Origin of the sequence: Pseudomonas sp. MWU13-2105 (genome assembly GCF_023242315.1) — a bacterium.
Taxonomy (GTDB): domain Bacteria; phylum Pseudomonadota; class Gammaproteobacteria; order Pseudomonadales; family Pseudomonadaceae; genus Aquipseudomonas.
In genome coordinates this window covers 115,659-138,490 of record NZ_JALLIY010000012.1, presented here as the reverse complement: position 1 = coordinate 138,490, position 22,832 = coordinate 115,659, and the positions used below count along the sequence as shown (strand labels likewise).

Sequence of the window (22,832 nt, the reverse complement as noted above, 5' to 3'; positions counted from 1 at the left end):
GCGCTTCTTTTGATCCGGCGCCCAACGGTTCCGGATGTCCGGCAGCTCCTGTACAGGTCTTTTTATGCACCGCCGCAATCTTCTGAAAGCTTCCATGGCCCTGGCGGCCTATACCGGCCTGTCGGCCAGCGGTCTGTTCGCGGCCCGGGCGCTTGCCGCCACCGCGGACGGCAACATCGAACACTTCGACTTCAAGACATTGCAGGCCCAGGCGAAAAAACTCGCCGCGAAGGACTATGCCAGCACCCGCCAGGTGTTGCCGCCGTCCCTGGCGGACATGACCCCGCAGCAGTTCAACGCCATTCAATACGATGCCCGGCACTCGCTGTGGAATGAGCTCAAGGGCCAGTTGGACGTGCAGTTCTTCCATGTCGGCATGGGTTTCAAGCAACCGGTGCGCATGTACAGCGTTGATGCGCAGACGCGCCAGGCTCGCGAGGTGCATTTCCGTCCGGCATTGTTCAACTATGCCCGCAGCCGCATTGATCCGGCACGGCTCAAGGGCGACCTGGGGTTCTCCGGCTTCAAGCTGTTCAAGGCCCCGGAGATCGACCAGCACGACATTGTCTCGTTTCTCGGCGCCAGCTACTTCCGCGCGGTGGACAAGACCGGGCAATACGGCCTCTCGGCGCGCGGGCTGGCGATCGATACCTATGCGAAGAAGCGCGAGGAGTTTCCCGACTTCACCCATTTCTGGTTCGAGACCCCGGACAAGGACAGCACCCGCTTCGTGGTCTATGCCTTGCTCGATTCGCCGAGCGCCACCGGCGCCTATCGTTTCGACATCGATTGCCAGGCCGAGCAGGTGGTGATGGCGGTCGATGCCCATATCAACGCGCGTACTGCCATCGAGCAGTTGGGCATTGCGCCAATGACCAGCATGTTCAGTTGCGGCACCCATGAGCGGCGGATGTGCGACACCCTTCACCCGCAGATCCACGACTCCGACCGCCTGGCCATGTGGCGCGGCAATGGCGAATGGATCTGCCGGCCGCTGAACAACCCGGCGACCTTGCAGTTCAATGCGTTCGCCGACAAGGATCCCAAGGGATTCGGCCTGGTGCAGACCGACCATGAGTTCGCCAGCTACCAGGACACCGTGGACTGGTACAGCCGACGTCCGAGCCTGTGGGTCGAGCCGACCACGGCCTGGGGCGAGGGCTCCGTCGATCTGCTGGAAATCCCCACCACGGGCGAGACCCTGGACAATATCGTGGCGTTCTGGACGCCCAAGGAACCGGTGGCGGCGGGGGCCTCGCTGAACTATGGCTACAAGCTCTACTGGAGCGCGATGCCGCCGGTGGGCACACCGTTGGCGCGGGTGCACGCGACCCGTTCGGGCATGGGCGGGTTTGTCGAAGGCTGGGCGCCGGGCGAGCACTACCCGCAGGTCTGGGCCCGGCGCTTTGCCGTGGACTTTACCGGTGGAGGGTTGGAGCGTCTGTCCCTGGGCGCCGAGATCGAGCCGGTGGTGACGACGTCCCGCGGTCAGGTAAAGGATATCGATGTCCTCAAACTGGATGAAATCAACGGCTACCGGGTGACGTTCGACTGGTACCCGAGCGACGACCAGGTCGATCCGGTGGAAATGCGCCTGTTCATCCGTACCCGTGACCGGACCTTGAGCGAAACCTGGTTGTACCAGTACTTCCCACCGGCGGCTGACAAGCGGCGCTACACCTGATAGGAAAGTTTGGAGTCCGAACACGCTCCTGCGGCGAGCGGGCAAGCCCGCCCGCCACAAATCGTGGCCAGACTCAAGATTGCTCTTGAGTCTGCAGCATTCGTCATCAATTGGCGTCCGGCACCAGCACCGGGTCGGCCCGATAAAGCTGCGGTTCCAGACGCTTGAGGTTTTCCACCTTCGGTAAATCATTGAAGGCGATATACGGCGCGGTCGGGTGCAGCGTCAGGTAGTTCTGGTGATAACCCTCGGCCGGATAGAAGACCTTGCCGTCCTCGATCCGGGTAACGATCGCCGCGGGAAACGCCTTGGCGGCATCCAGTTGGGCGATATAGGCCTTGGCGATGCTTTCCTGTTCGGCATTCACCGGGAAAATCGCCGAACGGTACTGCGTGCCGCGGTCCGGCCCCTGACGGTTGAGCTCCGTCGGGTTGTGGGCCACCGAGAAAAACACCTGCAACAGTTGCCCGTAACTGACCTGGCTCGGGTCATAGGTCACCTGCACCGACTCGGCGTGCCCGGTCGAACCTTCGCCTACCGCTTCATATCGGGCGGTATCCGCCGCACCGCCGGTATAACCCGACACTGCGTTCTCAACCCCCCGGACGTGCTGGAACACTCCCTGGACGCCCCAGAAACAACCGCCGGCAAATACCGCCGTGGCTTTGCCGCTGGCGCCGGCCGCTTGGTCCAGCGCGGGCGGGGCGATCTGCACCGCATCCTCGGCCGACCAGGCCAGGCGCTGGAACATCAGCACCGACAGGGACAGGCCGGCGATCGCGGCGAGCAGCAGCAGTGGCGACTGGGTTTTTCGTGGCATGACAGGCGTACTCATGGTGTTCATCCTCGTGGCGTTCAACCGAAAGTAAAGGCGTAGGCTTGTACGCCGGGATCGAGAAATTCGATGGAGAAGGTGTGGTCGCTGACGTCCCCTGCCTGGCGGACCAGTTGGTACAGGCGCTGCTCGGTCACCGTGCCTTCGCCGTTGGCGTTGGTATCGGTGCCGTGGTTGGCGCCGGGCATCGCGCCATCGATACGCACCTTGAAGCGCACCGGCTTGCCGTCCGCGCCCGGGCCCAGCACCAGGTGCAGGTCACGGGCATGGAAGCGGTAGACCACCTGGCCCGGGGCCTGGTTGAGCGACACCTGCTCGGCACGCGCGGTCCATTGGCCGTCCAGGCCCCACTGGTTCAAGGCCGGCTGTTTTGGCGCCGCGTAGTTTTTCGATCGGTCCGCCACCTGCTCGCCCGGCGAAGCGAAGTTTTCGGCGCGGTCATAGCCCAGGTAGGTTTCCGGCGATTTCACTTCGGCTTCGTCGGCGGCCTGCATCACGCCCTGGGCCTGGGCACTGACCATGCCGCCGGAGACATTCTGCTGGCCGGCTTCTTTCAGCAGTTGTTGGATCACCTGTTCGGAACCTTCATAGTCGCCTTCACCGAAGTGGTGATAACGCACGCGGCCCTGGGCATCGACGAAGTAGTGGGCGGGCCAATACTGGTTGTTGAAACCGCGCCAGATCGCATAGTTGTTGTCGATGGCCACCGGGTACTGGATGCCCAGCTTGCCCACGGCCTGGCGGACGTTGTCGATATCGCGTTCGAAGGCGAATTCCGGTGCATGCACGCCGATCACCACCAGGCCCTGGTCGTGGTACTTCTGCGCCCAGGCGTTGACGTAGGGCAGGCTGCGCAGGCAGTTGATGCAGGAGTAGGTCCAGAAGTCGATCAGCACCACCTTGCCCTTGAGTTCGGCGGCGTTCAGCGGCGCGGAATTGAGCCACTGCACGGCGCCCGACAGGTCCGGCAGGCTGCCTTCCACCGGCAGCGCCCGTTCTGCACCGCCAGTTTTGGCCGCCATGGCCATCATGCTGCCGGCGGGTTGGCCGGCGTCACTGTTGACCGCCGCCATCATCGCGCCGCCCTGGTCCGGGGCTTTCTTCGGTGTCAGGTTGTCGAGCAGTTTCTGCTCGAGGCCCGAGGTGGCCACCGTGGATACCCGGGTCAGGATACCGGTGTCCAGGCCCAGGCCGATGGCGACCACGCCGACCAGCATGGCCGCGCCCAATCCGCGACGCAGCCATTGGCCGGTGCCGAGGTTGCGCTTCATCGCATTGAACAGCTTGCCGCCCACCAGCAGCGCGCCGGCCAGGGAGGTCGCGGCACCGGCGGCGTAGGCCAGCAGCAGCAACGTGGTGCCGATGTTCGCGCCTTGCAGGGCGGCGCCGGTGAGGATCAGGCCGAGAATCGGTCCGGCGCAGGGAGCCCACAACAGGCCGGTGGCGATGCCCAGTACAAAGGACGAACGCGCGCTGGGCGAGCCATCGTGGCTTTGCGCCGAGCGCGACAGGCGGTCACCGGCGGCCACCAATGGCTGGGTCAGGCGCTCGGCCAGGTGCGGGAACAGCAGGGTAATGGCAAAAAACGCCATCAGCGCCAGGGCCAGCCAACGACCGTATTGGTTAGCCTGCACCACCCAGCCACCGCCGACCGCCGCCAGGGTGGCGACCAAGGCGAAGGTCAGGGCCATGCCGCAGAGCAACGGCAGGCCGCTGCGCCGAAACGGCTCGCCGGAACGGGCGAAGACGAACGGCAGCACCGGCAGGATGCAGGGACTGAGGATGGTCAGGAGACCGCCGAGGTAGGCCAGGATAAGCAGGAACATAAGGGAATCCTTGTTGCAACGTGGGAATCAGGCCGCGCCGGGGGCGAAGGTCATGGCGACACCGTTCATGCAGTAGCGCAGGCCGGTGGGCGGCGGTCCGTCGGGGAACACATGGCCCAGGTGGCCGCCGCAACGGTGGCAATGCACCTCGGTCCGGGAGACCCCGAAGGAAGTGTCGCGGCGAGTGGCCACGGCACTTTCCAGCGGCGCGGTGAAACTCGGCCAGCCGGTGCGGCTGTCGTACTTGGCGGCCGAGGAAAACAGCGCCAGGCGGCAGCCGGCACAGGCGAACACACCGTCGCGGTGCTCCTCGTTGAGGGCACTGCTGTAGGGCCGCTCGGTGCCTTCGTGGCGCAGCACTTCATACTGCTCGGCGCTGAGCATCGATTTCCACTCGGCGTCGGTATGGCTGACTTCGAAGGTTTCGCCGCTATCAGCCGAGCGGCTGCCGCTGCCGAAGGTGGCACCCACGGCGCGCCAGTCGAACAAACCGGCGGCGAGCAGGGTGGCGGCACTGGAAACAAGAAAGCGTCTTCTGGAGGACATGGCGTCGCGTCCACGGTGATTGATCAGGCTTTCATTGTTGGACGGCGAGGGTCGCCAAATCCTCCCGTAAAGTTAACTTATTTGTGAACATTGCTGCCTGGCGATCCGGCACAATGATCCAGGCGTCGTTTCCGGCGATTACCAGCACGAAGGCTGCCCATGGATTCACCCAAGCGTATTCTGATCGTTGAAGATGACCTGCACCTGGCGGGCCTGCTGAGCCTGCACCTGCGGGACGAAGGTTATGAGGTCACCCATTGCGCCGACGGCAACCTCGGCCTGGCGCAATTGAGCAAGGGCTCCTGGGATGCGCTGATCCTCGACCTGATGCTGCCGGGCGTCGATGGCCTGGAGATCTGCCGGCAAGCGCGGGCGATGGCGCGCTACACGCCGATCATCATTACCAGTGCCCGTTCCAGCGAGATGCACCGGGTGCTCGGGCTGGAACTGGGCGCCGACGATTACCTGGCCAAACCGTTCTCGATGCTGGAACTGGCGGCGCGGGTCAAGGCCCTGCTGCGCCGGGTCGACGCCCTGGCCAAGAGCCTGAAGATCGAGGCGGGGACCCTGGAGCAGGGCGGCCTCAGCCTAGATCCGCTGACCCGTGAAGCCCGGGTCGACGGCAAACCCCTGGACCTGACCCCACGGGAATTCGACCTGCTGCATTTCTTCATGAAAAACCCCGGCACCGTGTATTCGCGCATGGACCTGCTGAACCAGGTCTGGGGCTACCAGCACGACGGCTATGAACACACGGTCAACACCCATATCAATCGCCTGCGGGCCAAGATCGAAGTCGACCCGGCGCAACCCGAGCGGATCCTCACGGTCTGGGGACGCGGCTATCGCTTCTCGCCGGCGGGTCGCCCGTCATGAACCTGACCCTGTCGCAGCGCCTGTCCCTGGCCTTTTCGATCCTGCTGCTGGCCTGTTGCGGGGCCTCGGTGTGGTTGCAGGTGCGAGCCAGCGACATGCACGAAAAGGAAGTGGTCCAGGGCCTGTCCCGGGACCTGGCCCAGAGCATTGCCCTGGACAACCGGCTGGTGGGCACCGAAGGCCTGACCATGGAGGGGGTACGCGCACTGTTCGGCCAGTTGATGAACGTCAACCCGAGCGTGGAAGTCTATCTGCTCTCGCCCAGCGGCAAGATCACCGGCGATGCCGCGCCGCAAGGCCACCTGCACCGCGATCACGTCGACCTGGCGCCGATCCGCCGCCTGCTCGACGGCCAGCCGTTGCCGATCCTCGGTGACGACCCGCGCAGCGAAGACGGGCGCAAGGTGTTCAGTGCCGCCGCCCTGCGCGGTGGCGGCAAGGAACTGGGCTATCTGTACGTGGTCCTCCAGGGCGAAGAACATGATCGCCTGGCGGCCCAGGTCTCGGCCAGCTCGGTGCTGCGCACCACCTTGTGGGCCATGAGCCTGGTGGCCCTGCTGGGGCTGATCGCCGGCCTGATCGCCTTCCGCTTGATCACCCGTCCGTTGCGTCGGCTGACCGAGACCATGCGCGATTTCGATACCGATGCCGCGCCGACGCAGTTGCCGGTGCTGTCACGGGCCGGGGCCGGACGTCGCGATGAGATCGAGGTGCTGGAAGCCAGCTTTGCGCAGATGGCCACGCGCATCGGCGAACAGTGGCGCAGCCTGACCCAGCTCGATCAGGACCGCCGCGAACTGGTGGCGAATATTTCCCATGACTTGCGCACGCCCCTGGCGTCGTTGCACGGTTACCTGGAAACCCTGTCCCTCAAGGATGCGGTGCTGGCGCCGGATGAGCGCCGGCGTTACCTGGGGATCGCCCTGGCGCAGAGCAGCAAGGTCGGGCAGTTGGCCCAGGCGCTGTTCGAGCTGGCGCGCCTGGAGCATGGCGCGGTGCGCTTGCAGGTCGAGGACTTCTCCCTCAGCGACTTGATCCAGGACGTGTTCCAGAAGTTCGAGCTGATGGCCGAGACCCGCCAGTCGAAACTGCTGGCAGTCTTGCCCCGTGGGGCGTCGATGGTCAGCGCCGATCTGGGGATGATCGAGCGGGTCCTGACCAACCTGATCGACAATGCCCTGCGCCATACTCCCGAAGGCGGCAGCATCGAGGTGGCGCTGGCCCATGGGCGCGGCAAGATCCAGGTCACGGTCAGCGACACCGGCCCGGGGATCGCCCCGACCTTGCTGGAAAACCTGTTTCGCCGGCCGTTCAACCAGGACGGCGACCGGCGTTCCGGCGGCCTCGGGTTGCTGATTGTGCGGCGCATCCTGCAATTGCACGACAGCCAGATTCGCCTGCTGTCGATTCCCGGCAAGGGCGCGGTGTTCTATTTCGAGCTGACGGCGGTGGGCTGATCTTAGGCGCCCGCATCGGTGAGCAGAAATGCCTTGGCGGCGCCCAGGAACTCGTCCGATAGCGCCTGGCCCCGGGTCGAGCGGGCCAGGGTCAGGGCGCCGACCAGCAGCGCCTGTTGCACCAGGGCCTTTTGCCGGACGTGCGGATCCTTGGCGTCCAGCAGCGAGCTGTAGGTGTCGAGCAGGGTTTCCAGGCCCTTGACGTAGTTGCGGCGCAGTTCGCTGTCCCGGTCTTCATGGGCCAGGTCGCCGCAGAAGGCCGCCATCGGGCAACCTTCACCGGGGGTGTCGCGATGTTCGCTGCTGAGGTAGCGCTCGACGATAGCCTGGCGCGCTTTTTCGCCGTGACCCAGGGCCTCGGCTGTTTGCTGCCAGCGCTCGTCCGACTGCTGGAAACTGCGGTTGCAGGCTTCGGCGGCGAGGGCTTCCTTGGACTCGAAATGCCCATAGAAACCGCCATGGGTCAGGCCCGCGGCGCCCATCACTTCGACCAGGCTCAGGCCTTTCAGACCGCGCTCACGAAACAGCCGCGCGGCGGCGTCGGTGATGCTTTCGCGGTTGAGTTCGGCCTGTTTGCGCGATACGCGGGGCATGATGGGGCTCCTGAAGGAATGCGGTGGTCTGCCTAGCATCCTTCAGGTTATAGATTGTTGTAAACATCTATCTGTTCTTTGCCGTGCCTCGGATGACTACCCCGGAGCGGGCGTTCATTGGGCTGCAGGGGGATCTCTGTCGTTTGTGCCGTGCGCGGCATGATGATATTCAGCTCTTCGCCGAGAAAGTTCTGCAGTGCCTGGACCGCTGCCGCCTGGACTGCCGGGACCCGGCGGACATAGAGGGCGAAATCGACGATTGGCGGCGCTGGCAGGCCATCGGCCGGGCCCAGCACGCGCATGCTTTCGCTGCGGATATTGCCTTCCAGCAACACCGTGATGCCCAGGCCGGCCTCGACCGCAGACTGCACCGCCGGCAGGCTGGTGCTACTGCAGACCACGCGCCAGGGAATGTTCGACCGCTTGAGGATTTTCACCACCTGGCCATGCCACAGGCAGCCACCGCCGAAAGTCACCAGGGGCAGGCTCTGGGTGCTCAGGTCGGCTGGCAGGGTCAGGCCGCGGGCGCCGACCCAGAACAGCGACTGGGTCCAGCAGGCCTGGGGCTGGGCATTGATCGCCGAAGCGTCGCCGATGATCACATCCAGGGTGCCATCCGCCAGCTTGGCGGACATGGCCACGCTGCTGTCGATCACGATTTCCAGGGAAATGTGCGGGTAGGCCGCAGAAAATCGCCGCAGCGCCCGGGGCAGGCTGCCCACCGCGATGTCCTCGAGCAAACCCAAACGCACGCTGCCAGCGATCTGGCTGGCGGACAAGGCCCGTCGGGCATCGGTCCCGGCGCCAAGGATACTATGGGCGTAAGGCAGCAGCAGGTGGCCGGCTTCGGTCAGTCGCAGGCCCCGGGGCGAGCGGTCGAACAGGCGGCGTTCGAGGTCGTCTTCCAGGCGCCGCAACTGCATGCTGACCGCCGCCTGGGTGCGCGCCAGGCGCTGGGCGGCAGCGCCCACCGCACCGGTTTCGGCGACGGTGACGAAGGTTCGTAGCAGGCTGCTGTCGAGATCGCGCATTATCAATATCTGTGAAGTCGGGATAAGAAATATCAGCTTATTTGAAGTCTGTGCGACTGGCTAGGATGGTTCGACCTTCAAAGGAGACTTCAGCATGCAGGAAAATGCCACCGGTCTACCGCTCCCTGATACCGGCAGGGCCCATCGCCGAGCGCTGTTGTGGGCAGCCATGCTCTGCGTGTTGTCCATGCTCCTGGTTCAGTTCGGCGCGGCGCTGGCAACGCCGACCATGGAGACGTATGGCACGTTCAGTACCACCTGGTTGCGCCTGTGCTGGGCGGCGGCGATTCTCGCGCTGCTGGTGCGGCCACCGCTGTACAGGTTTTCGCTGTCACGCTGGCTGGCCGCCGGGAGCCTTGGCCTGGCGATGGCGGTGATGACCACCTGCTTCTTCGCGGCGATCCAGCGCATTCCATTGGGGCTGGCGATCGCCATCGAGTTTCTCGGCCCATTGCTGGTGGCCAGCCTCGGAGTGCGCAACTGGCGGGCCTTGATCTGGCCGCTGCTGGCCGTCACCGGGGTATTGCTGCTGGCCCGCAACGAAGGCGGCTGGATCGGCGAATCGCTGGGCTTGCTGCTGGCGTTCGGTTCGGCGGCGGGGTGGGCGGCTTATATCCTGATGATGAAAAAGGTCGGTCGACTGTTCCAGGGCTTTGAAGGCTTGTCGGTATCGCTGTTGGCCGCCGCCCTGATTGCCACGCCCCTGGGACTCTGGCAGAGCGGCGGCCCCCCGCCGTTGTTGCAGATCGCCAACTGCGCCGGACTGGCCCTGTTCGTGCCGTTGCTGCCCTATGGCCTGGAGATGGTCGCCTTGCGGCGGATGCCGGCGTCTTCGTTCGGCATCCTGATGAGCGCCGAACCGGCGGTGGGCGCCCTGGCCGGTTATGTGGTGCTGGCCCAGCCGATGATCCCGATGCAGTTTGTCGGCACCGCCCTGGTGATCAGTGCCAGCCTGGGCGTGCTGGCGCTGCCCTGACAGGCGCGGGTTCATGAGAGCACCAGGGGCTCCGGCGTTTTCGCGACCAGGGGCAGCAGTGGATACTCCCGGTCGGTCGCTTGCGCCACGGCGTAGCCGTGTCGGGCGATCCGTTCGAACACCTCGGGTTCAAGGCGATTCAGGGTGGTGGGGAACCCCGCGGCAAAGGCCGCATCGCTGCCTTCGACCGACTCGATCAGCGCGCTGGCGATGCTCAGGTAACCGCCACGTCCCGGGGCTCTCTTCAGGTATTCGACAAAGGTCCGGCCACGTAGCGCGCGGGTCTGGTCGGACATGATGTCGGCCAGGCGCTTGAGCCGCCAGGGACTCAGCACCCCGGCATCAAACCCCGGCCGCAACGGCGCGCCGGCGTCCGAGACAATGATCGGATACTCGTAGCGCTTGGTCTGTCCGGTCGCCGCGTCGAAAAAAGGTTCCAGGCCGAGGTTGTCGTAGACGCCACCGTCGTAGAGCCGCAGCTTCTTGAACGGCAGTCGCACCTCGACGGCGCTGTGCGGCGGGGCTTCCCACTCGCGCCGCATCCACTGGAAACGGCGGGTCTTGAGCGACAGCGGGCCGATGCCCCCGGGGAACGCCGCCGATACCGCCAGGGCCTGGGCCAGGGGGAAGCCGCTGGTGCTGGCATAGCCGATGGAGTAGTCCCCCATATTGCTGCGCTTGAAGCGAAAGCGCTTGCCGTTTTCCGCCGTGGTGCCGTTGATCGACCAGTCGGGTCTGGCGGCGATCTCCGGCAGCAGGGCGGTCACCCCCCAGTCCTTTTGCAGGGCCAGGGCCAGCAGGTTGGCCCGGGACAGCAGGAAGCGCCAGTTCAGCGGGTTGAGCAGCTGGCGCAAGGCACTCCAGAGCAGGCTGCGTGAGCACAGCTTGGCCTGCAGGGCGGGGTAGAGGCGTTGCAGGAAAGTCGCGGAGTCGGGCCATTGCCGGTGATTTTCGTGGAGCATCAGGCCCACCAGCAGGCTGCCGCCGGACACCGTGGAAATCTGCGAGACCCGTTCCAGGGCCTGTTGTTCGGCGAGGTATTTGAGCACGCCGAGGTGAAATGCCATGGCTCTGACGCCGCCGCCGGAGAGGGCCAGGGCAAAGTCCGAACGCGGGCCGATCGAGACTGCAGGAGACTCCATGTTTCCTCTCTGGTTGGGGCTGTCGTGAACAGGGGGATTGCGATGTCGTTGCTGTATGCGGGCACTCAGGTTTGCCACGTTAGCCTTGACGTCCGTCGCGAGCAAGCTCGCTTTGGGATGAGCGCAATTTACCTTTGGTCGGAGTGGGATTCGCAGCAACTGTGTGTAGGCGCCGGCGCATAACGATCAGCGTGCAGGAGCCCATCCGTGGGTTCGCGTTGTCTACTTCTATGCTTGGTCGAGTGAGCAGCGGCAACCAGTAAAAAAGATTTCGCCGGTTGTCGATTCCGCGATCGCCCATTCGATTAGTCAACAGAGCCGCCACTTGGCTTGTCGAATTTTGTCTACCACTGTCATCAGGAGATACGAGTATGCGATTTATGGTGATCGTCAAAGCCAGCCCGGAATCGGAAGCCGGCGAAATGCCCAGTCAGGAATTGCTGGCAGCCATGGGCGCCTATAACGAAGAGTTGGCCAAGGCCGGGGTGATCCTCGCCGCGGAGGGGCTGCACCCCAGTGCCAAGGGCGCTCGCGTGCAGTTCAGCGGCAAACAGCGGAGCGTGGTCGACGGCCCCTTCATGGAGACCAAGGAACTGATCGCCGGTTTCTGGATCTTCAATGTGCAATCGCTGCAAGAAGCCATCGATTGGGTCAAGCATTGCCCGAACCCGATGGTCAGCGACTCTGAAATCGAAATCCGCCAGGTCTTCGAGGCCGAGGACTTTGGCGAGTGCTTTACCCCCGAGTTGCGCGAACAGGAAGAACAACTGCGCGCGAAGATGTCCGGGCAATCCTGAAACCCTGCCAGAACGGGAGTTCTATCATGAGCTTGAAAATCATTCCTTACCTGACCTTCAACGGCAACTGCAAGGAGGCCTTTGCCCTGTACAAACAGGTGCTCGGCGGCGAGCTGTTCTCCCTGTCGTTCGCCGATGCGCCGGAAGAGGCCTGCGTGCCCAAGGACTCATCGAACCAGGACAAGATCCTGCACACCCGCCTGACGGTGGGGGATTTCAGCCTGATGGCGTCCGATTGTCCGCCGCATCAGCCATTCAGCAAGATCCAGGGCGTTTCGGTGTCGCTCAACGTCGACAGCGTCGCCGAGGCCGAGCGCCTGTTTCATGGCTTGAGTGCTGGCGGCAGCGTGCATATGGCGCTGGGCAAGACCTTCTGGGCGGAGCGTTTCGCGATGTTCGAAGACCGTTTTGGCGTGGCCTGGATGATCAATTGCGAGGGCGGCCAGTAAGCGCCTGAAGCGAACCCGCTCCTGCAGCCAGGCAGTCGGCTGCGGGGGCGAACCGGCTCGTGACGCCAGGCGGTGCGCGACACCTGTCGTTCAGGTAATTGTCGCGCGGGAGTGAGACACTGTGCCCGTTCGGTTCATGGGCGTAAACAGCAATGACGACTTCAAACAGTGCCGCGCCGCAAGCTGGAACCTGCGTGGCCTTCGATTTTGACGGCACCATCACCACCACCGACAGCCTGCGGGATTTCGTGCGTTACCAGGTCGGTAGCCGGCGCTTCCTGGTTGGCGGCCTGCTGGTCCTGCCCTGGCTGGTCGGCATGTATACCGGCCTGTGCAAGCGGGCCGAGGCCAAGGCACGGTTCCTCGCGCTGACCCTGCGCGGCAGGACCCAGGTCGAGTTGGAAGAGGCGGCGGCGCGTTATGTCACCGAGCGCCTGCCGACGCTGATCCGTCCGGAAATGCTCGAGAGGATCGAGGCGCATAAACGCCTGGGGCATCGCCTGGTATTGGTCAGTGCATCACCCACGCTCTACCTCGGGCGCTGGGCCGAGGCCGCCGGGTTCGAGGCGGTACTGGCGACCCGACTGGAGTTCCGTGATGGGCGTTTTACCGGGCGCCTGGCGTCACCCAACTGCTGGGGCCCGGAAAAGGTCCGGCAGTTGCAGCAATGGTTGGGCGACGCGGGCGGGCGGGTATTGTTTGCCTATGGCGACAGCCGCGGCGACCAGGAGATGCTGGCATTTGCCGAGCACGGCTGGTTGCGCGGACTGGGCGCCTTGCCGTCACTCGATGCCTGGCCTGATCGGTTGCACCACGGCTGAGGGTCTGTCGCTGTCGAGCAGGCGGCGTTCTTGCAACACATTGATCAGGGCGACCCGAGAGGACGGGTCCAACTGGTGTTCGCGTTCCTTGAGTTCCAGCAGGATGGGGTTGGACCAACTGCGATAGGCCCGTTCTGCAGCACGAACTGCGCTCATTTCTTTCTCCTTGTCCCAAAGCCCGCGAAATAGGCGGGCGAATCCATGAGCAGAAAATCCTAGTCGAGAAGTCGGGGGGGCGCTACCGCTCCCGCCGTACGGTTGTCTGTTGACCTCGGTCAAGGTGCAGCCGGCGCGGCGCTTTACTGTGGCGGCTCGAGTCGGGCCATGGATTGCTCGTTGCAGCAGGGGCCCGGCGTATTGCTCAAGGAGGAGTTGCGTCATGCGTTCATTGAAAATCATTCTGCTGGCATCGGCATTCAACGGCTTGACCCAGCGCGCCTGGTTGGAGTTGCGCGAAGCGGGGCACCTGCCGAGCGTGGTGCTGTTCAGCGACGCGGAAGCGGTCTGCCAGCAGATCGAAAACACCGAGGCGGCCCTGGTGATCTGCCCGTTCCTCAAGGACCGCGTGCCGGCCCGGTTGTGGCAGGACTCGCGGCGCCCGGTGGTGATCATTCATCCGGGAATCGTCGGTGATCGTGGCGCCAGCGCGCTGGACTGGGCGATCACCCGGCAGGTGCCGACCTGGGGCGTAAGCGCCTTGCAGGCCGCCGAGGAAATGGACAGCGGGGCAATCTGGGCCACCTGCGAATTCAAGATGCCGGCGAATATGCGCAAGTCCGAACTCTACAACGGCCCGGTGGCCGACGCGGCCATGGCCTGCATCCACGAAGTAGTGGCCAGGTTCGACAGTGACTTCATCCCGCAGCCGCTGGACTATCGTTTGCCGCAGGTCCGCGGTCGTCTGCAGCCGAACATGAAGCAGAGCGACCGTGCCTTCAGTTGGCAGGATGATGCCGAGCTGATCCAGCGGCGCATCGACGCCGCCGACGGCCAACCCGGTGTGCTTGCCGAGCTGCTGGGCGAGCCGTACTACCTCTATGATGCCCATCTCGACAGTCGTCGCGGCACGCCGGGCCAACTGCTGGCGGTGCATGACGATGCGGTGCTGGTGGCGACCGGGGACCGCAGCCTGTGGATCGGCTCGTTGCGGCGCAAACCTCGGCTGGGAGAAGAGACCTTCAAGCGCCCGGCACGGCATGTGCTGGCCGGTCGGCTCGACAAGGTGCCGGTGTTGAACTGGTCGGTCGCCAGTCATCCATATTGCAAGGAGGCCTATCAGCCGATCCGCTACCGTGAACTGGATGGCGTGGGCGAGCTGACGTTCGAGTTCTACAACGGCGCCATGAGCACCGAACAGTGCCGGCGGCTGGTCAGTGCCCTGCGCTGGGCCAAGGCGCAGGACACCGAGGTGCTGTTGTTGCGTGGCGGGCGCGGCAGTTTCTCCAATGGTGTGCATCTCAACGTGATCCAGGCCGCGGCGGTGCCCGGGTTTGAGGCCTGGGCCAATATCCGCGCGATCAACGATGTCTGCCGCGAGCTGTTGACCGCCCGGCAACTGGTGGTCAGCGGCTTGACCGGCAGTGCCGGGGCCGGAGGGGTGATGCTGGCCCTGGCCGCCGACGGGGTATTCGCCCGCAGTGGGGTGGTGCTCAACCCGCACTACAAGAGCATGGGCCTCTATGGCTCCGAATACTGGACCTACAGCCTGCCCCGCGCGGTCGGCTACGAGCGTGCGTTGCAGCTCAGCGAGGAGTGCCTGCCGATCAGTGTCGTCCAGGCGCGGGAGATGGGGCTGGTGCAGGATATCGGCCCGCGTTGTCCGCAGGCCTTTGGCAACTGGTTGATGACTCAGGCGCAGCGCGTGGCCCACGACCCGATCCATGAGCTGGTGCGTGCGCGCAGGCGAACCCGCGATGTCGAGGATATGGAACGCTGCCGCGATGAAGAGCTGGCCCAGATGCGGCTGGACATGGTCGAGGACCGCCACCGGTTTGCTGAAAAGTGCCGGCACTTTGTGCTCAAGCAGCGGGTCTGCGGCACACCTGGGCGACTGCTGGCACCCTGGGCGAGCAGTGCCGAGGTGGCGAACGCCTAGCGGGCGGGCTGTCGGCCCAGCACATGGGCATGGCCGATGGCCGAGACCAACACCTCGCTGCCGACCCTCGGCGCGTGCATGCCGCTGCTGCGCACCAGCAACGCACGCTTCTGGCCGTCGGCGGCCAGGGCTTTCAGCTCCACCGTCAAGGTACAGGTGTTGCCGCCGAAGTCGCATTCGGTGACCACGGCCGGGCTGCCGTCGCCGTCCGCTTGCCCCGACACGCGAGGCGCGAGCTGCAACTGCTCGGGGCGCAACATGATCTGCGCCTGGCCGTGCCGGCCCTCGTCGTTGACCGCCAGTCGGCCCAGCTCGCACTGGGCCCAACCGTTCTCGATCAGGGCGGGCAGGATCACCGCATCGCCGAGGAACAGCGCGGTGTCCTCATCGTCCGGCCGCAGGTACAGGTCCATCGGGTGCCCGGCCTGTACCAGCCGCCCTTTGCGCATCACCGCCAACTGATCGGCGAAGGACAGGGCCTCGGACTGGTCATGGGTGACCAGGATGGTGGTGACCCCGGCCTCGGACAGCAGCCGCGCGACCATCTTGCGCATCGACGCCCGCAATCCGGTGTCGAGGGCCGAAAAGGGTTCGTCCAGCAGCATCAGGCGTGGCCGTTGCGCCAGGGCGCGGGCCAGTGCCACCCGCTGCTGCTGGCCGCCGGACAGTTCATGGGGCCAGCGTTTGCCCATCTGCGGCTCCAGGGCCACGCTGTCCATCAGTTCGGCGACTCGCTGTTGCCGGGTGGCCTTGTCGACGATGCCGAAAGCGATGTTATCGGCCACGGTCATATGTGGAAACAGCGCGCCGTCCTGCGGCACATAGCCGATCAGGCGCTGGTGGGCCGGGACCTGGGTGTGGATATCCACCAGCGGCTGGCCGTCGAGGCTGATGCGGCCGGCGTCGGGAAACTCGAAACCGGCGATCATCCGCAGCAGGGTGGTCTTGCCCGAGCCGGAAGGGCCGACGATGGCGGTACGGCTACCGGTGGCAATCGACAGATGGATGTCTTCCAGGGCCGCTTGTGCACCGAAGGACTTGTACAGGGCGTTGATTTCAAGAGCGTTCATCGGCCAGCCGTGCGTTTGGATTGATGATAGAGAAGCCCGGTCAGCGGCAGTGACAGCAGGATCATGAGCAGCGCGTAGGGGGCGGCGCCGGCATAGTCGATTTCACTGGTCATGGCCCAGAAACCGGTGGCCAGGGTGCGTGTGCCGTTGGGTGCCAGCAGCAGGGTGGCGGTCAGTTCGTTGGTAATGGCCAGGAACACCAGTGCGGCCCCGGCGGCGGCCCCCGGCGCGGCCAGGCGCAGGGTGATCGACCAGAGCGCCCGGCCGGGTGAGCGGCCGAGGCTGCGGGCGATGTTTTCCAGTTCCACCGGCGCCTGGGCGATACCGGCGCGCAAGCTGACCAGGGCGCGGGGCATGAACATCAACAGGTAAGCCAGCAGCACGGTGATCGAGGTCTGGTAGATCGGTCGGGCGAAGTTGATGGTGACCGTGACCAGGGCCAGGGCGACGACGATGCCGGGCAGGGAGCTGGTAATGTAGTTGCAGCTTTCCAGCAGGCGATGCAGGCGTCCGGGCGAGCGGATCGACAGCCAGGCCACCGGTACCGCCGCGCAGGTGGTCAGCAGGGCGCCGGCGGCACCCAGCAGCAGCGTCTGTTCCAGGGCCGGCAGTAGATCACCCATTTGCCAGACCTCGCGACCACCGGCGATCAGCCAGTTGCCCAGGGTGACCAACGGCACGCCGAGGGCGAGCACGCTGCTGAGGAGCGGAATGCTCAGCGCCAGCAATTTGGTTGTGCGGCTGAGGCGTACCGTGCGTTGCTGCCGCGCGCTGCCGGAACCGACCCGGGCATAACGAGCCTTGCCGCGGGCGGCTGATTCGACAGTCAACAGGCCCAGGCAGCACAGCGCCAGGATACCGGCCAGGGTATGCGCCGCCGGACCGCTGAAGGTCGACTTGAACTGGTCGAAGATCGCCGTGGTGAAGGTGTCGAAGCGGATCATCGCGTAGAGGCCGTATTCGGCCAGCAGGTGCAGGCCGACCAGCAAGGCTCCACCACAGATTGCCAGGCGCAGTTGTGGCAGGACAATCCGGAAAAATACCGCCCAGGGCTTGAGGCCCAGGGACTCGCCGACATCCTCGATGGCCGGGTCAAGACGGCGCAGGGTCGCGGCAATCGGCAGGTAGAGAAACGGGAAATAGGCGATCACCGAGACCAGCACTCCGGCGAACAGCCCGTGGATCGGCGGCACCAGGCTGACCCAGGCGTAGCTGTGGACGAACGCCGGCACCGCCAGCGGCGCGGTGGCCAGCAATGACCAGACGCGTCGGCCGGGCAGGTCGGTGCGTTCGGTCAGCCAGGCCAAGGCCAGCCCCAGTGCCACGCAGAGGGGAATGGTGATGACCATCAGCAACAGCGTGTTGGCCAGCAACTCGCCGACCCGAGGGCGCCAGACCAGGACTTCCAGGGTGGCCCAACCGGTTTCCCAGGCAGAGAGGATCACGAAGGCGATCGGCAGCAAGGCCAGCAGGGACACCAGCACGGACAGCCCGATGATCCAGGCATTGCCCTGGCGCCCGAAAAAGTTTCTGGATCGCTTGCGCGAAAGCGCCGCAGGCGCGTGAGCGACTGCGGCGGTGTCCAGGGGAGAAATGGACTCTGGGATCAATTACAGGATTCCGGCCTGGGTCATCAACTCCACGGCTTTCTTGCTGTCGAGTTTTGATGCATCAACCTTGGGTGCGTCGAGGTCCTTGAGCGGCACCAGCTTGGCGTTGGACTCGGCGCCCACGCCGACGGCATATTCAAATGAGTTGCCGTCCTTGAGTACAGCCTGGCCGCCTTTGCCGGTAACCCACTTGAGGAAGGCCTGGGCTTCTTCCTGGTGTTTGCTGGACTTGAGCACGCCACCGCCGGAGGTGCTGACAAAGGCGCCCGGGTCCTGGTGCTTGAAGTAGTGCAGCGAGGTGTTCTTGCTGTTCTCGCCGGTCTTGGCCTGGTCGCCGAAGCTGTAGTAGTGGTAGATCACGCCGCTTTCGACCTGCCCGGCATTGACCGCCTTGAGCACCGCGCTGTTGCCGCGATAGATCGAGGCATTGGTTTTCATAGCCTTGAGCCAGTCCAGGGTGGCGGCTTCGCCCTTGAGTTCCAGTACGGCGGCGACGATGGCCTGGAAGTCGGCACCGGCCGGCGAGGCGGCCCAACGACCTTTCCACTCAGGCGAGGCGAGGTCGAGCAGGGACTTGGGCAGTTGCGCCTCGGTCAGCTTGCTTTTGTTGTAGACGAACACGGTGGAGCGGGCGGCGATGCCGACCCAGTTGCCGTGGGCCGGACGGTAGGCGGCGCCGATCTGTTCCAGGGTGGTCGGTGCCACCGGGGCGAACAGCTTGGCATTGTCGACCAGGACCATGGCCGGGGAGTTCTCGGTCAGGAACACGTCTGCCGGCGACTTGTCGCCTTCCTGGACAATCTGGTTGCCCATTTCGGTGTCGTCGCCGTTGCGCAGGGTCACCTTGATCCCGGTTTCCTTGGTGAAACCATCGACCCAGGCCTTGGTCAGGCTTTCGTGCTGGGCGTTGTAGACCACGATGCCATCGGCGCTCGGGGCAGCGTAGGCGTGGCCGGCGCTGAGCATGGCGCTGGCCAGCAGGGCGGTTTTCAGAAACGAAGGCAGACGGGGAATCATTGCGTGGGTAGCTCCTGCAGTCTTTTGGTAGTCAAGGTGGCTGGCGATTTTCGGCACATCCGCACCCGTTTCGCCGGTCCAGTTAAACAATGGGAATCATTCGCATGTTTGTCTGGGCGGCAATTTAGAGGGTGAAATGAGAAAAAAACGTCAAAACCAGCATGACTCTCAAACAAATCTTAATCAATGTCGTTCGTATTTTGACTAAGGTAACGCCGGAGATTGTGTCACGAATGCTTGGTCATCGGTGAGTCTTGTCGATCCTGGGGTTTGATTGGCGCGGAGAAGCGAATCACCAGGCGGGCAAAGAACGCCCCGGTAAAGATCACCGCCAGCAGGCGCAGGGTCTGCATTGCCAGGACCAGGCCGACATCCGAGTGGGTATCGACCGCGATGATCGCCATGGTGTCGAGCCCGCCGGGGCTGGTGGCCAGGTAGACCGAGAGGAAGTCCTGGCCCAGCAGTCGCGCCATGACCCAGGCCGACGCCGCGCACAGGGCGATCAGGCTGACGGCGCCGAGGATCATCGCCGGCAGGCGCTTCCAGACGTACAACACGGTCGGGCGATCGAAACGCAGGCCGACGTAGCAGCCGATGGCGCCGTAGGCGATCGCCAACAGCCAGGCGGGCAGGGTGATATGCAGCAGCCCCGAGAGTTGCAGGCTGCCACCGAGCAGCAATGGTACCAGCAAGGCCCCGGCCGGTATCCGCATGCCGAGCACCACGCCAACCACTGCGGTGGCCAGGGTCAGTCCCAGGTCGAACAGGTTGAAGCCGTGCTGTGCCACGGCGGTGGCGTGCAGATCGCTGCCGTTGGCCGGGGCTTCGAGCAGATGGCTGACCAGTGCGCCGATCAGTACCACGCACACCACCCGTACATACTGCATGGTCGCCACGACCCGGGCGTCGGCGCCGAAATCATCGGCCATCGAAACCATGGCCGACGCCGCGCCCGGCGAAGTGCCCCAGGCCGCGGTGCTCGGATGGATACCGCCGAAGCGCACCAGCGCCAGGCCCACCAGGGTACTCAGGCCCACGGTCAGGACCGTGGCGACCAGCATCAGGTGCCATGACTCGCTCATCGCGGTCAACACCGCCAGGGTCATCGAGTGCGCGGCCAGCAGACCGATGCAGCCCTGGCTCAAGCGGAAGGCTTCCTTGTGCAGGCGGATATGCGCGCCGGCGACCCCGAAGGTGATCGCCACCAGCATCGGGCCGATAAATTGCCCGGCGGGCAGTTCGAGATATTTGAGCAACTGTCCGCTGCCTCCAGCCAGTAACAGCAGGGCCAGCCATTGGCGCAAGCGCGACCAGGTGGACAGGGAAAACCATGATGATGCCGACAAGAACACTCTCCAAAGCGCTGGACGCTCCTGTTGCAGGGCGTTGAAAGCGGCGCGGTAGGCAAATTATTGATAGCGTAATTGATCAAGTCCAGTTTCTAATTGTGATGAAACGATAACTTTGGTTGATCAATATGGACCTGCGCGATCTCACCTATTTCGAAACCATCGCCGAGTTGGGCCATCTGGGGCGCGCGGCGCAGAAACTCAACCGCAGCCAGCCGGCCTTGACCAAGAGCATTCAGCGCTTGGAAGAGTCGTTCGGCACCAAGTTGTTCGAGCGCGAGGGCCGGCGGATCAAGCTGACGCCGGTCGGCGAGTTGTTGCAGCAGCGCGGTCGGCAGTTGCAGCAGAGCATTGCCGAGACCCATCGCGAAATCCGCGATTTCGCCAGTGGGGTGCTGGGCAATATCCGCCTGGGCTGCGCCGCGAGCATGGCCGAATACCTGCTGCCGCAATTGACCGCCGCCTTGCTCGAGCGGGCACCGGAGATTACCTTGAGCCTGGCGATCGGCCAGGACGACATGCTGCGTGAGTCCCTGCGTTCCGGGCGCCTGGACATGGTGATCTGCCCGCTGTTCGACGATGACCCGCAGTTGTTGTCGCATCCGTTGTTCGATGATGAAGCGGTGGTAGTTGCCAGTCGCAATCACCCGATTTTCGACGCGCCGATTCGCCTGAGTGAACTGGGGCGTTATCGCTGGGTGCTGCCGGCGACCGGGGTGTCGTCGCGGCGCTGGATCGACAATGTGTTCCTCGCTCATGACCTGCCGCTGCCTTCGGTGCAGATCGAGACCAACACGATTTCCCTGTTGCCGCGTTTGATCGGCCAGACCCGCTTGTTGAGTTTCCTCGCGCGGGAAACCCTGGAGGATGTAAAGGGGGCGACGCACTTGCGCGAAGTGCGGCTCAAGGAAACCACCATGAAACGTACCCTGGTGGTTTCCGTGCGGGCCGGCGCCTACCTGTCCCCGGCGGCGCAGACCATGCTCGACTTGCTCAAGCGCGATGGCCGTAGTTTTTTTGTGGCGCGCTGAGCGGAGCGCTGACTTGAGGCGCCGGAGTTTGTGGCGCGCGCGCGTTACCTGTGGGAGCGGAGCTTTTCGGGCCGCCGCATCGCTGCGAAGGGGCCCTTGAGACCGCTAAAAGCTTCGCGGGCAAGCTCCGCTCCCACAAAGGCACCCCCCACAAGGCGCATTTCTGCAGGGCTGCGCAAAGAGGTGACGATCAGCGCTGCTCGACCCGATTGAGGAAGCGCCGGGTGCGCTCGTTATCCGGCTCCAGCAGGATCTGCCGGGGCGTGCCGTCGGCGACAATGCGCCCGGCTTCCATGAACAGCACCCGGTCGGCGATGTCCTGGGCAAACTTCATTTCGTGGGTCACCAGCAACATGGTCACCTGTTGCTCATGGGCAATCGTGCGAATCACCGCCAGCACTTCGCCGACCAGTTCCGGGTCGAGGGCCGAGGTCACCTCATCGAACAGCATCACCTTCGGCCGCATCGCCAGGGCCCGGGCGATGGCCACCCGCTGCTGCTGGCCGCCGGACAGCTGGGCGGGGTAGGCATCGGCCTTGTGGCCCAGGCCGACCATCGCCAGGTAGGCATGGGCGCGGTCCAGGGCTTCCTCGCGACTGACCTTGAGCACCTGCAATGGCGCCTCGGTGATGTTTTCCCGCACGGTCAGGTGCGGGAACAGATTGAACTGCTGAAAGACCATGCCGACCCGATGTTCCGGCGGGGCTTTTTTCGAACCGGGCCAGCGCCAGCCGCGGCCCTTGGCGGTGACGGCTACGCCGTCGACTTCGATGCGACCCTGCTCGTAGCTTTCCAGGCCCTTGATCAAGCGCAGCACGGTGGATTTACCCGAGCCGCTGGGGCCGATCAGTGCGACTTTTTGCCCCTGGGGAATGCTCAGGTCAAGGTGGTCGATGACCCGGGTCGCGCCGAAGTGCTTGACCACCTGGCTGAGACGGATCTGTGCCGGCGCCAGGGCCGCGAGGTGTGCAACGTCAGACATGGCTGCGCTTTTCCAGGTACTTGAAGAACAGGGAAGTCGGTACGCTGATGATCAGGAACAGCACCGCCATCAGCGTATAGGGTTCGGTGTAGCGATAGCTCATCCCGGCCACCTGCTTGGCCGCCTGGAACAGTTCCGGAATGGTGATCACCGCCAGCAGCGGGGTTTCCTTGAACATGCCGATCAGGTAGTTGCCCAGCACCGGCAGCATCGGTTTCAGCGCCTGGGGCAGGATGATCCGGCGCCAGGTGGTGGCCGTGTCGAAGTCCAGCGCCCGTGCGGCTTGCCACTGGCCCGCCGGCACGCCCTCGATGGCGCCGCGATAAGCTTCGGCGATGTAGGCGCTGTAGTAGAGCCCGAGACCGATCACCCCCGTGGAGACCGCAGGAAGGGTGATCCCGGCCGAGGGCAGGGCAAAAAACAGCACATAGAGCTGGACCATCAGCGGCGTGTTGCGAAAGAAGCTCAGGTAGCCCTGGCAACCGCACCGTATTGCGCTGAGCGGCGAGCGTTGGGCAATCGCCAGGACCAGCCCGAGCAGCACCGCCAGCAGGAAGCCGAGCACCACCACCTGCACGGTGACCAGCAGGCCACGCAGCAGGTCGGGCAGGATCGACCAGGCAAACTCGAAGTCGAAGTCCATGG

The 22,832-nt window shown here is 64.5% G+C and carries 22 protein-coding genes; 9 read left to right on the top strand and 13 right to left on the bottom strand.

Annotated features, from left to right (window positions below; genetic code table 11):
• Positions 1-64 precede the first annotated feature (64 nt).
• Positions 65-1,684 carry a glucan biosynthesis protein D gene (locus M5B96_RS18855; protein WP_248798231.1) on the top strand — a complete coding sequence of 540 codons (1,620 nt, stop codon included), beginning with the start codon at positions 65-67 and terminating at the stop codon, positions 1,682-1,684.
• Between the two features lie 106 nt (positions 1,685-1,790).
• Here the strand turns inward: M5B96_RS18855 and msrA are convergent, their stop codons facing one another.
• From msrA to msrB, 3 genes are all read right to left on the bottom strand, one after another.
• Positions 1,791-2,435, bottom strand: a complete 645-nt coding sequence (msrA, locus tag M5B96_RS18850; RefSeq protein WP_412548625.1) for a peptide-methionine (S)-S-oxide reductase MsrA — start codon at positions 2,433-2,435, stop codon at positions 1,791-1,793.
• Between the two features lie 104 nt (positions 2,436-2,539).
• Positions 2,540-4,345, bottom strand: a complete 1,806-nt coding sequence (locus M5B96_RS18845) for a cytochrome c biogenesis protein DipZ (protein WP_248798229.1) — start codon at positions 4,343-4,345, stop codon at positions 2,540-2,542.
• A gap of 27 nt (positions 4,346-4,372) precedes the next feature.
• Complete coding sequence (gene msrB / locus M5B96_RS18840; protein WP_248798228.1) at positions 4,373-4,891, bottom strand: peptide-methionine (R)-S-oxide reductase MsrB; 519 nt, start codon at positions 4,889-4,891, stop codon at positions 4,373-4,375.
• Positions 4,892-5,050: 159 nt separating this feature from the next.
• Between msrB and M5B96_RS18835 the strand changes: the two genes are divergently transcribed.
• Both M5B96_RS18835 and M5B96_RS18830 read left to right on the top strand, forming a co-directional pair.
• Entirely contained in the window at positions 5,051-5,767 is a 717-nt protein-coding gene (locus tag M5B96_RS18835; protein WP_248798227.1) for a response regulator transcription factor, read from the top strand.
• On the top strand, positions 5,764-7,224 hold the full coding sequence (locus M5B96_RS18830) for a sensor histidine kinase (protein ID WP_248798226.1): 1,461 nt from the start codon (positions 5,764-5,766) through the stop codon (positions 7,222-7,224). Before M5B96_RS18835 ends, M5B96_RS18830 begins: the two co-directional genes overlap by 4 nt.
• 2 nt (positions 7,225-7,226) lie before the next feature.
• Here the strand turns inward: M5B96_RS18830 and M5B96_RS18825 are convergent, their stop codons facing one another.
• Together M5B96_RS18825 and M5B96_RS18820 are read right to left on the bottom strand one after the other, a co-directional pair.
• The gene (locus M5B96_RS18825; protein WP_248798225.1) at positions 7,227-7,817 is read right to left on the bottom strand and encodes a TetR/AcrR family transcriptional regulator; all 591 of its coding nucleotides are present in this window, start codon (positions 7,815-7,817) and stop codon (positions 7,227-7,229) included.
• 47 nt (positions 7,818-7,864) lie between these two features.
• The gene (locus tag M5B96_RS18820) at positions 7,865-8,848 is read right to left on the bottom strand and encodes a LysR substrate-binding domain-containing protein (protein WP_248798224.1); all 984 of its coding nucleotides are present in this window, start codon (positions 8,846-8,848) and stop codon (positions 7,865-7,867) included.
• A gap of 94 nt (positions 8,849-8,942) precedes the next feature.
• On the opposite strand from M5B96_RS18820, the gene M5B96_RS18815 reads away from it, so the two are divergent.
• Complete coding sequence (locus M5B96_RS18815; protein ID WP_248798223.1) at positions 8,943-9,824, top strand: EamA family transporter; 882 nt, start codon at positions 8,943-8,945, stop codon at positions 9,822-9,824.
• 11 nt (positions 9,825-9,835) lie between these two features.
• Here the strand turns inward: M5B96_RS18815 and M5B96_RS18810 are convergent, their stop codons facing one another.
• Entirely contained in the window at positions 9,836-10,966 is a 1,131-nt protein-coding gene (locus M5B96_RS18810) for a patatin-like phospholipase family protein (protein WP_248798222.1), read from the bottom strand.
• A 371-nt stretch (positions 10,967-11,337) separates the two neighbouring features.
• On the opposite strand from M5B96_RS18810, the gene M5B96_RS18805 reads away from it, so the two are divergent.
• From M5B96_RS18805 to M5B96_RS18795, 3 genes are all read left to right on the top strand, one after another.
• Entirely contained in the window at positions 11,338-11,763 is a 426-nt protein-coding gene (locus M5B96_RS18805) for a YciI family protein (RefSeq protein WP_248798221.1), read from the top strand.
• Positions 11,764-11,795: 32 nt separating this feature from the next.
• The gene (locus tag M5B96_RS18800; RefSeq protein ID WP_248798356.1) at positions 11,796-12,212 is read left to right on the top strand and encodes a VOC family protein; all 417 of its coding nucleotides are present in this window, start codon (positions 11,796-11,798) and stop codon (positions 12,210-12,212) included.
• A 152-nt stretch (positions 12,213-12,364) separates the two neighbouring features.
• Positions 12,365-13,033 carry an HAD family hydrolase gene (locus M5B96_RS18795; protein WP_248798220.1) on the top strand — a complete coding sequence of 223 codons (669 nt, stop codon included), beginning with the start codon at positions 12,365-12,367 and terminating at the stop codon, positions 13,031-13,033.
• Here the strand turns inward: M5B96_RS18795 and M5B96_RS18790 are convergent.
• Complete coding sequence (locus M5B96_RS18790; RefSeq protein ID WP_248798219.1) at positions 12,995-13,189, bottom strand: hypothetical protein; 195 nt, start codon at positions 13,187-13,189, stop codon at positions 12,995-12,997. The two genes, M5B96_RS18795 and M5B96_RS18790, sit on opposite strands and share 39 nt — an antisense overlap.
• Positions 13,190-13,412: 223 nt before the next feature.
• Here M5B96_RS18790 and M5B96_RS18785 point away from each other — a divergent pair, with 223 nt between their 5' ends.
• The gene (locus M5B96_RS18785) at positions 13,413-15,128 is read left to right on the top strand and encodes a hydrogenase maturation protein (protein ID WP_248798218.1); all 1,716 of its coding nucleotides are present in this window, start codon (positions 13,413-13,415) and stop codon (positions 15,126-15,128) included.
• Here M5B96_RS18785 and M5B96_RS18780 read toward each other — a convergent pair.
• The 4 genes from M5B96_RS18780 to M5B96_RS18765 all read right to left on the bottom strand — a co-directional run bounded on the left by M5B96_RS18780 (position 15,125) and on the right by M5B96_RS18765 (position 20,171).
• Positions 15,125-16,198, bottom strand: a complete 1,074-nt coding sequence (locus M5B96_RS18780; RefSeq protein WP_248798217.1) for an ABC transporter ATP-binding protein — start codon at positions 16,196-16,198, stop codon at positions 15,125-15,127. The genes M5B96_RS18785 and M5B96_RS18780 overlap by 4 nt on opposite strands.
• The gene (locus M5B96_RS18775) at positions 16,195-17,805 is read right to left on the bottom strand and encodes an ABC transporter permease (protein WP_248798354.1); all 1,611 of its coding nucleotides are present in this window, start codon (positions 17,803-17,805) and stop codon (positions 16,195-16,197) included. The genes M5B96_RS18780 and M5B96_RS18775 overlap by 4 nt, the downstream gene beginning before the upstream one ends.
• Before the next feature lie 3 nt (positions 17,806-17,808).
• A complete protein-coding gene (locus tag M5B96_RS18770) occupies positions 17,809-18,825 on the bottom strand; it encodes an iron ABC transporter substrate-binding protein (RefSeq protein ID WP_248798216.1) in 1,017 nt (338 codons plus the stop codon).
• Positions 18,826-19,052: 227 nt separating this feature from the next.
• Positions 19,053-20,171 carry an AbrB family transcriptional regulator gene (locus tag M5B96_RS18765; RefSeq protein WP_248798215.1) on the bottom strand — a complete coding sequence of 373 codons (1,119 nt, stop codon included), beginning with the start codon at positions 20,169-20,171 and terminating at the stop codon, positions 19,053-19,055.
• A gap of 131 nt (positions 20,172-20,302) precedes the next feature.
• Here M5B96_RS18765 and M5B96_RS18760 point away from each other — a divergent pair, with 131 nt between their 5' ends.
• Positions 20,303-21,205: a LysR family transcriptional regulator gene (locus M5B96_RS18760; RefSeq protein ID WP_248798214.1), complete on the top strand. Its 903-nt coding sequence runs from the start codon at positions 20,303-20,305 to the stop codon at positions 21,203-21,205.
• Positions 21,206-21,395: 190 nt separating this feature from the next.
• On the opposite strand, the gene M5B96_RS18755 is transcribed toward M5B96_RS18760, so the two are convergent.
• Entirely contained in the window at positions 21,396-22,187 is a 792-nt protein-coding gene (locus M5B96_RS18755) for an amino acid ABC transporter ATP-binding protein (protein WP_248798213.1), read from the bottom strand.
• Positions 22,180-22,830, bottom strand: a complete 651-nt coding sequence (gene ehuD / locus M5B96_RS18750) for an ectoine/hydroxyectoine ABC transporter permease subunit EhuD (protein ID WP_248798212.1) — start codon at positions 22,828-22,830, stop codon at positions 22,180-22,182. Before ehuD ends, M5B96_RS18755 begins: the two co-directional genes overlap by 8 nt.
• Between the last annotated feature and the right edge of the window lie 2 nt (positions 22,831-22,832).

Excerpts from the sequence above, each read along its gene's own strand:
- M5B96_RS18780 (WP_248798217.1), bottom strand. The coding sequence starts at position 16,198 with ATGAACGCTCTTGAAATCAACGCCCTGTACAAGTCCTTCGGTGCACAA.
- ehuD (WP_248798212.1), bottom strand. The coding sequence starts at position 22,830 with ATGGACTTCGACTTCGAGTTTGCCTGGTCGATCCTGCCCGACCTGCTG.
- M5B96_RS18805 (WP_248798221.1), top strand. The coding sequence starts at position 11,338 with ATGCGATTTATGGTGATCGTCAAAGCCAGCCCGGAATCGGAAGCCGGC.
- M5B96_RS18830 (WP_248798226.1), top strand. The coding sequence starts at position 5,764 with ATGAACCTGACCCTGTCGCAGCGCCTGTCCCTGGCCTTTTCGATCCTG.
- M5B96_RS18855 (WP_248798231.1), top strand. The coding sequence starts at position 65 with ATGCACCGCCGCAATCTTCTGAAAGCTTCCATGGCCCTGGCGGCCTAT.
- M5B96_RS18795 (WP_248798220.1), top strand. The coding sequence starts at position 12,365 with ATGACGACTTCAAACAGTGCCGCGCCGCAAGCTGGAACCTGCGTGGCC.
- msrB (WP_248798228.1), bottom strand. The coding sequence starts at position 4,891 with ATGTCCTCCAGAAGACGCTTTCTTGTTTCCAGTGCCGCCACCCTGCTC.
- M5B96_RS18785 (WP_248798218.1), top strand. The coding sequence starts at position 13,413 with ATGCGTTCATTGAAAATCATTCTGCTGGCATCGGCATTCAACGGCTTG.
- M5B96_RS18820 (WP_248798224.1), bottom strand. The coding sequence starts at position 8,848 with ATGCGCGATCTCGACAGCAGCCTGCTACGAACCTTCGTCACCGTCGCC.
- M5B96_RS18770 (WP_248798216.1), bottom strand. The coding sequence starts at position 18,825 with ATGATTCCCCGTCTGCCTTCGTTTCTGAAAACCGCCCTGCTGGCCAGC.
- M5B96_RS18760 (WP_248798214.1), top strand. The coding sequence starts at position 20,303 with ATGGACCTGCGCGATCTCACCTATTTCGAAACCATCGCCGAGTTGGGC.
- M5B96_RS18825 (WP_248798225.1), bottom strand. The coding sequence starts at position 7,817 with ATGCCCCGCGTATCGCGCAAACAGGCCGAACTCAACCGCGAAAGCATC.
- msrA (WP_412548625.1), bottom strand. The coding sequence starts at position 2,435 with ATGTTCCAGCGCCTGGCCTGGTCGGCCGAGGATGCGGTGCAGATCGCC.
- M5B96_RS18755 (WP_248798213.1), bottom strand. The coding sequence starts at position 22,187 with ATGTCTGACGTTGCACACCTCGCGGCCCTGGCGCCGGCACAGATCCGT.
- M5B96_RS18835 (WP_248798227.1), top strand. The coding sequence starts at position 5,051 with ATGGATTCACCCAAGCGTATTCTGATCGTTGAAGATGACCTGCACCTG.
- M5B96_RS18845 (WP_248798229.1), bottom strand. The coding sequence starts at position 4,345 with ATGTTCCTGCTTATCCTGGCCTACCTCGGCGGTCTCCTGACCATCCTC.
- M5B96_RS18815 (WP_248798223.1), top strand. The coding sequence starts at position 8,943 with ATGCAGGAAAATGCCACCGGTCTACCGCTCCCTGATACCGGCAGGGCC.
- M5B96_RS18810 (WP_248798222.1), bottom strand. The coding sequence starts at position 10,966 with ATGGAGTCTCCTGCAGTCTCGATCGGCCCGCGTTCGGACTTTGCCCTG.
- M5B96_RS18790 (WP_248798219.1), bottom strand. The coding sequence starts at position 13,189 with ATGAGCGCAGTTCGTGCTGCAGAACGGGCCTATCGCAGTTGGTCCAAC.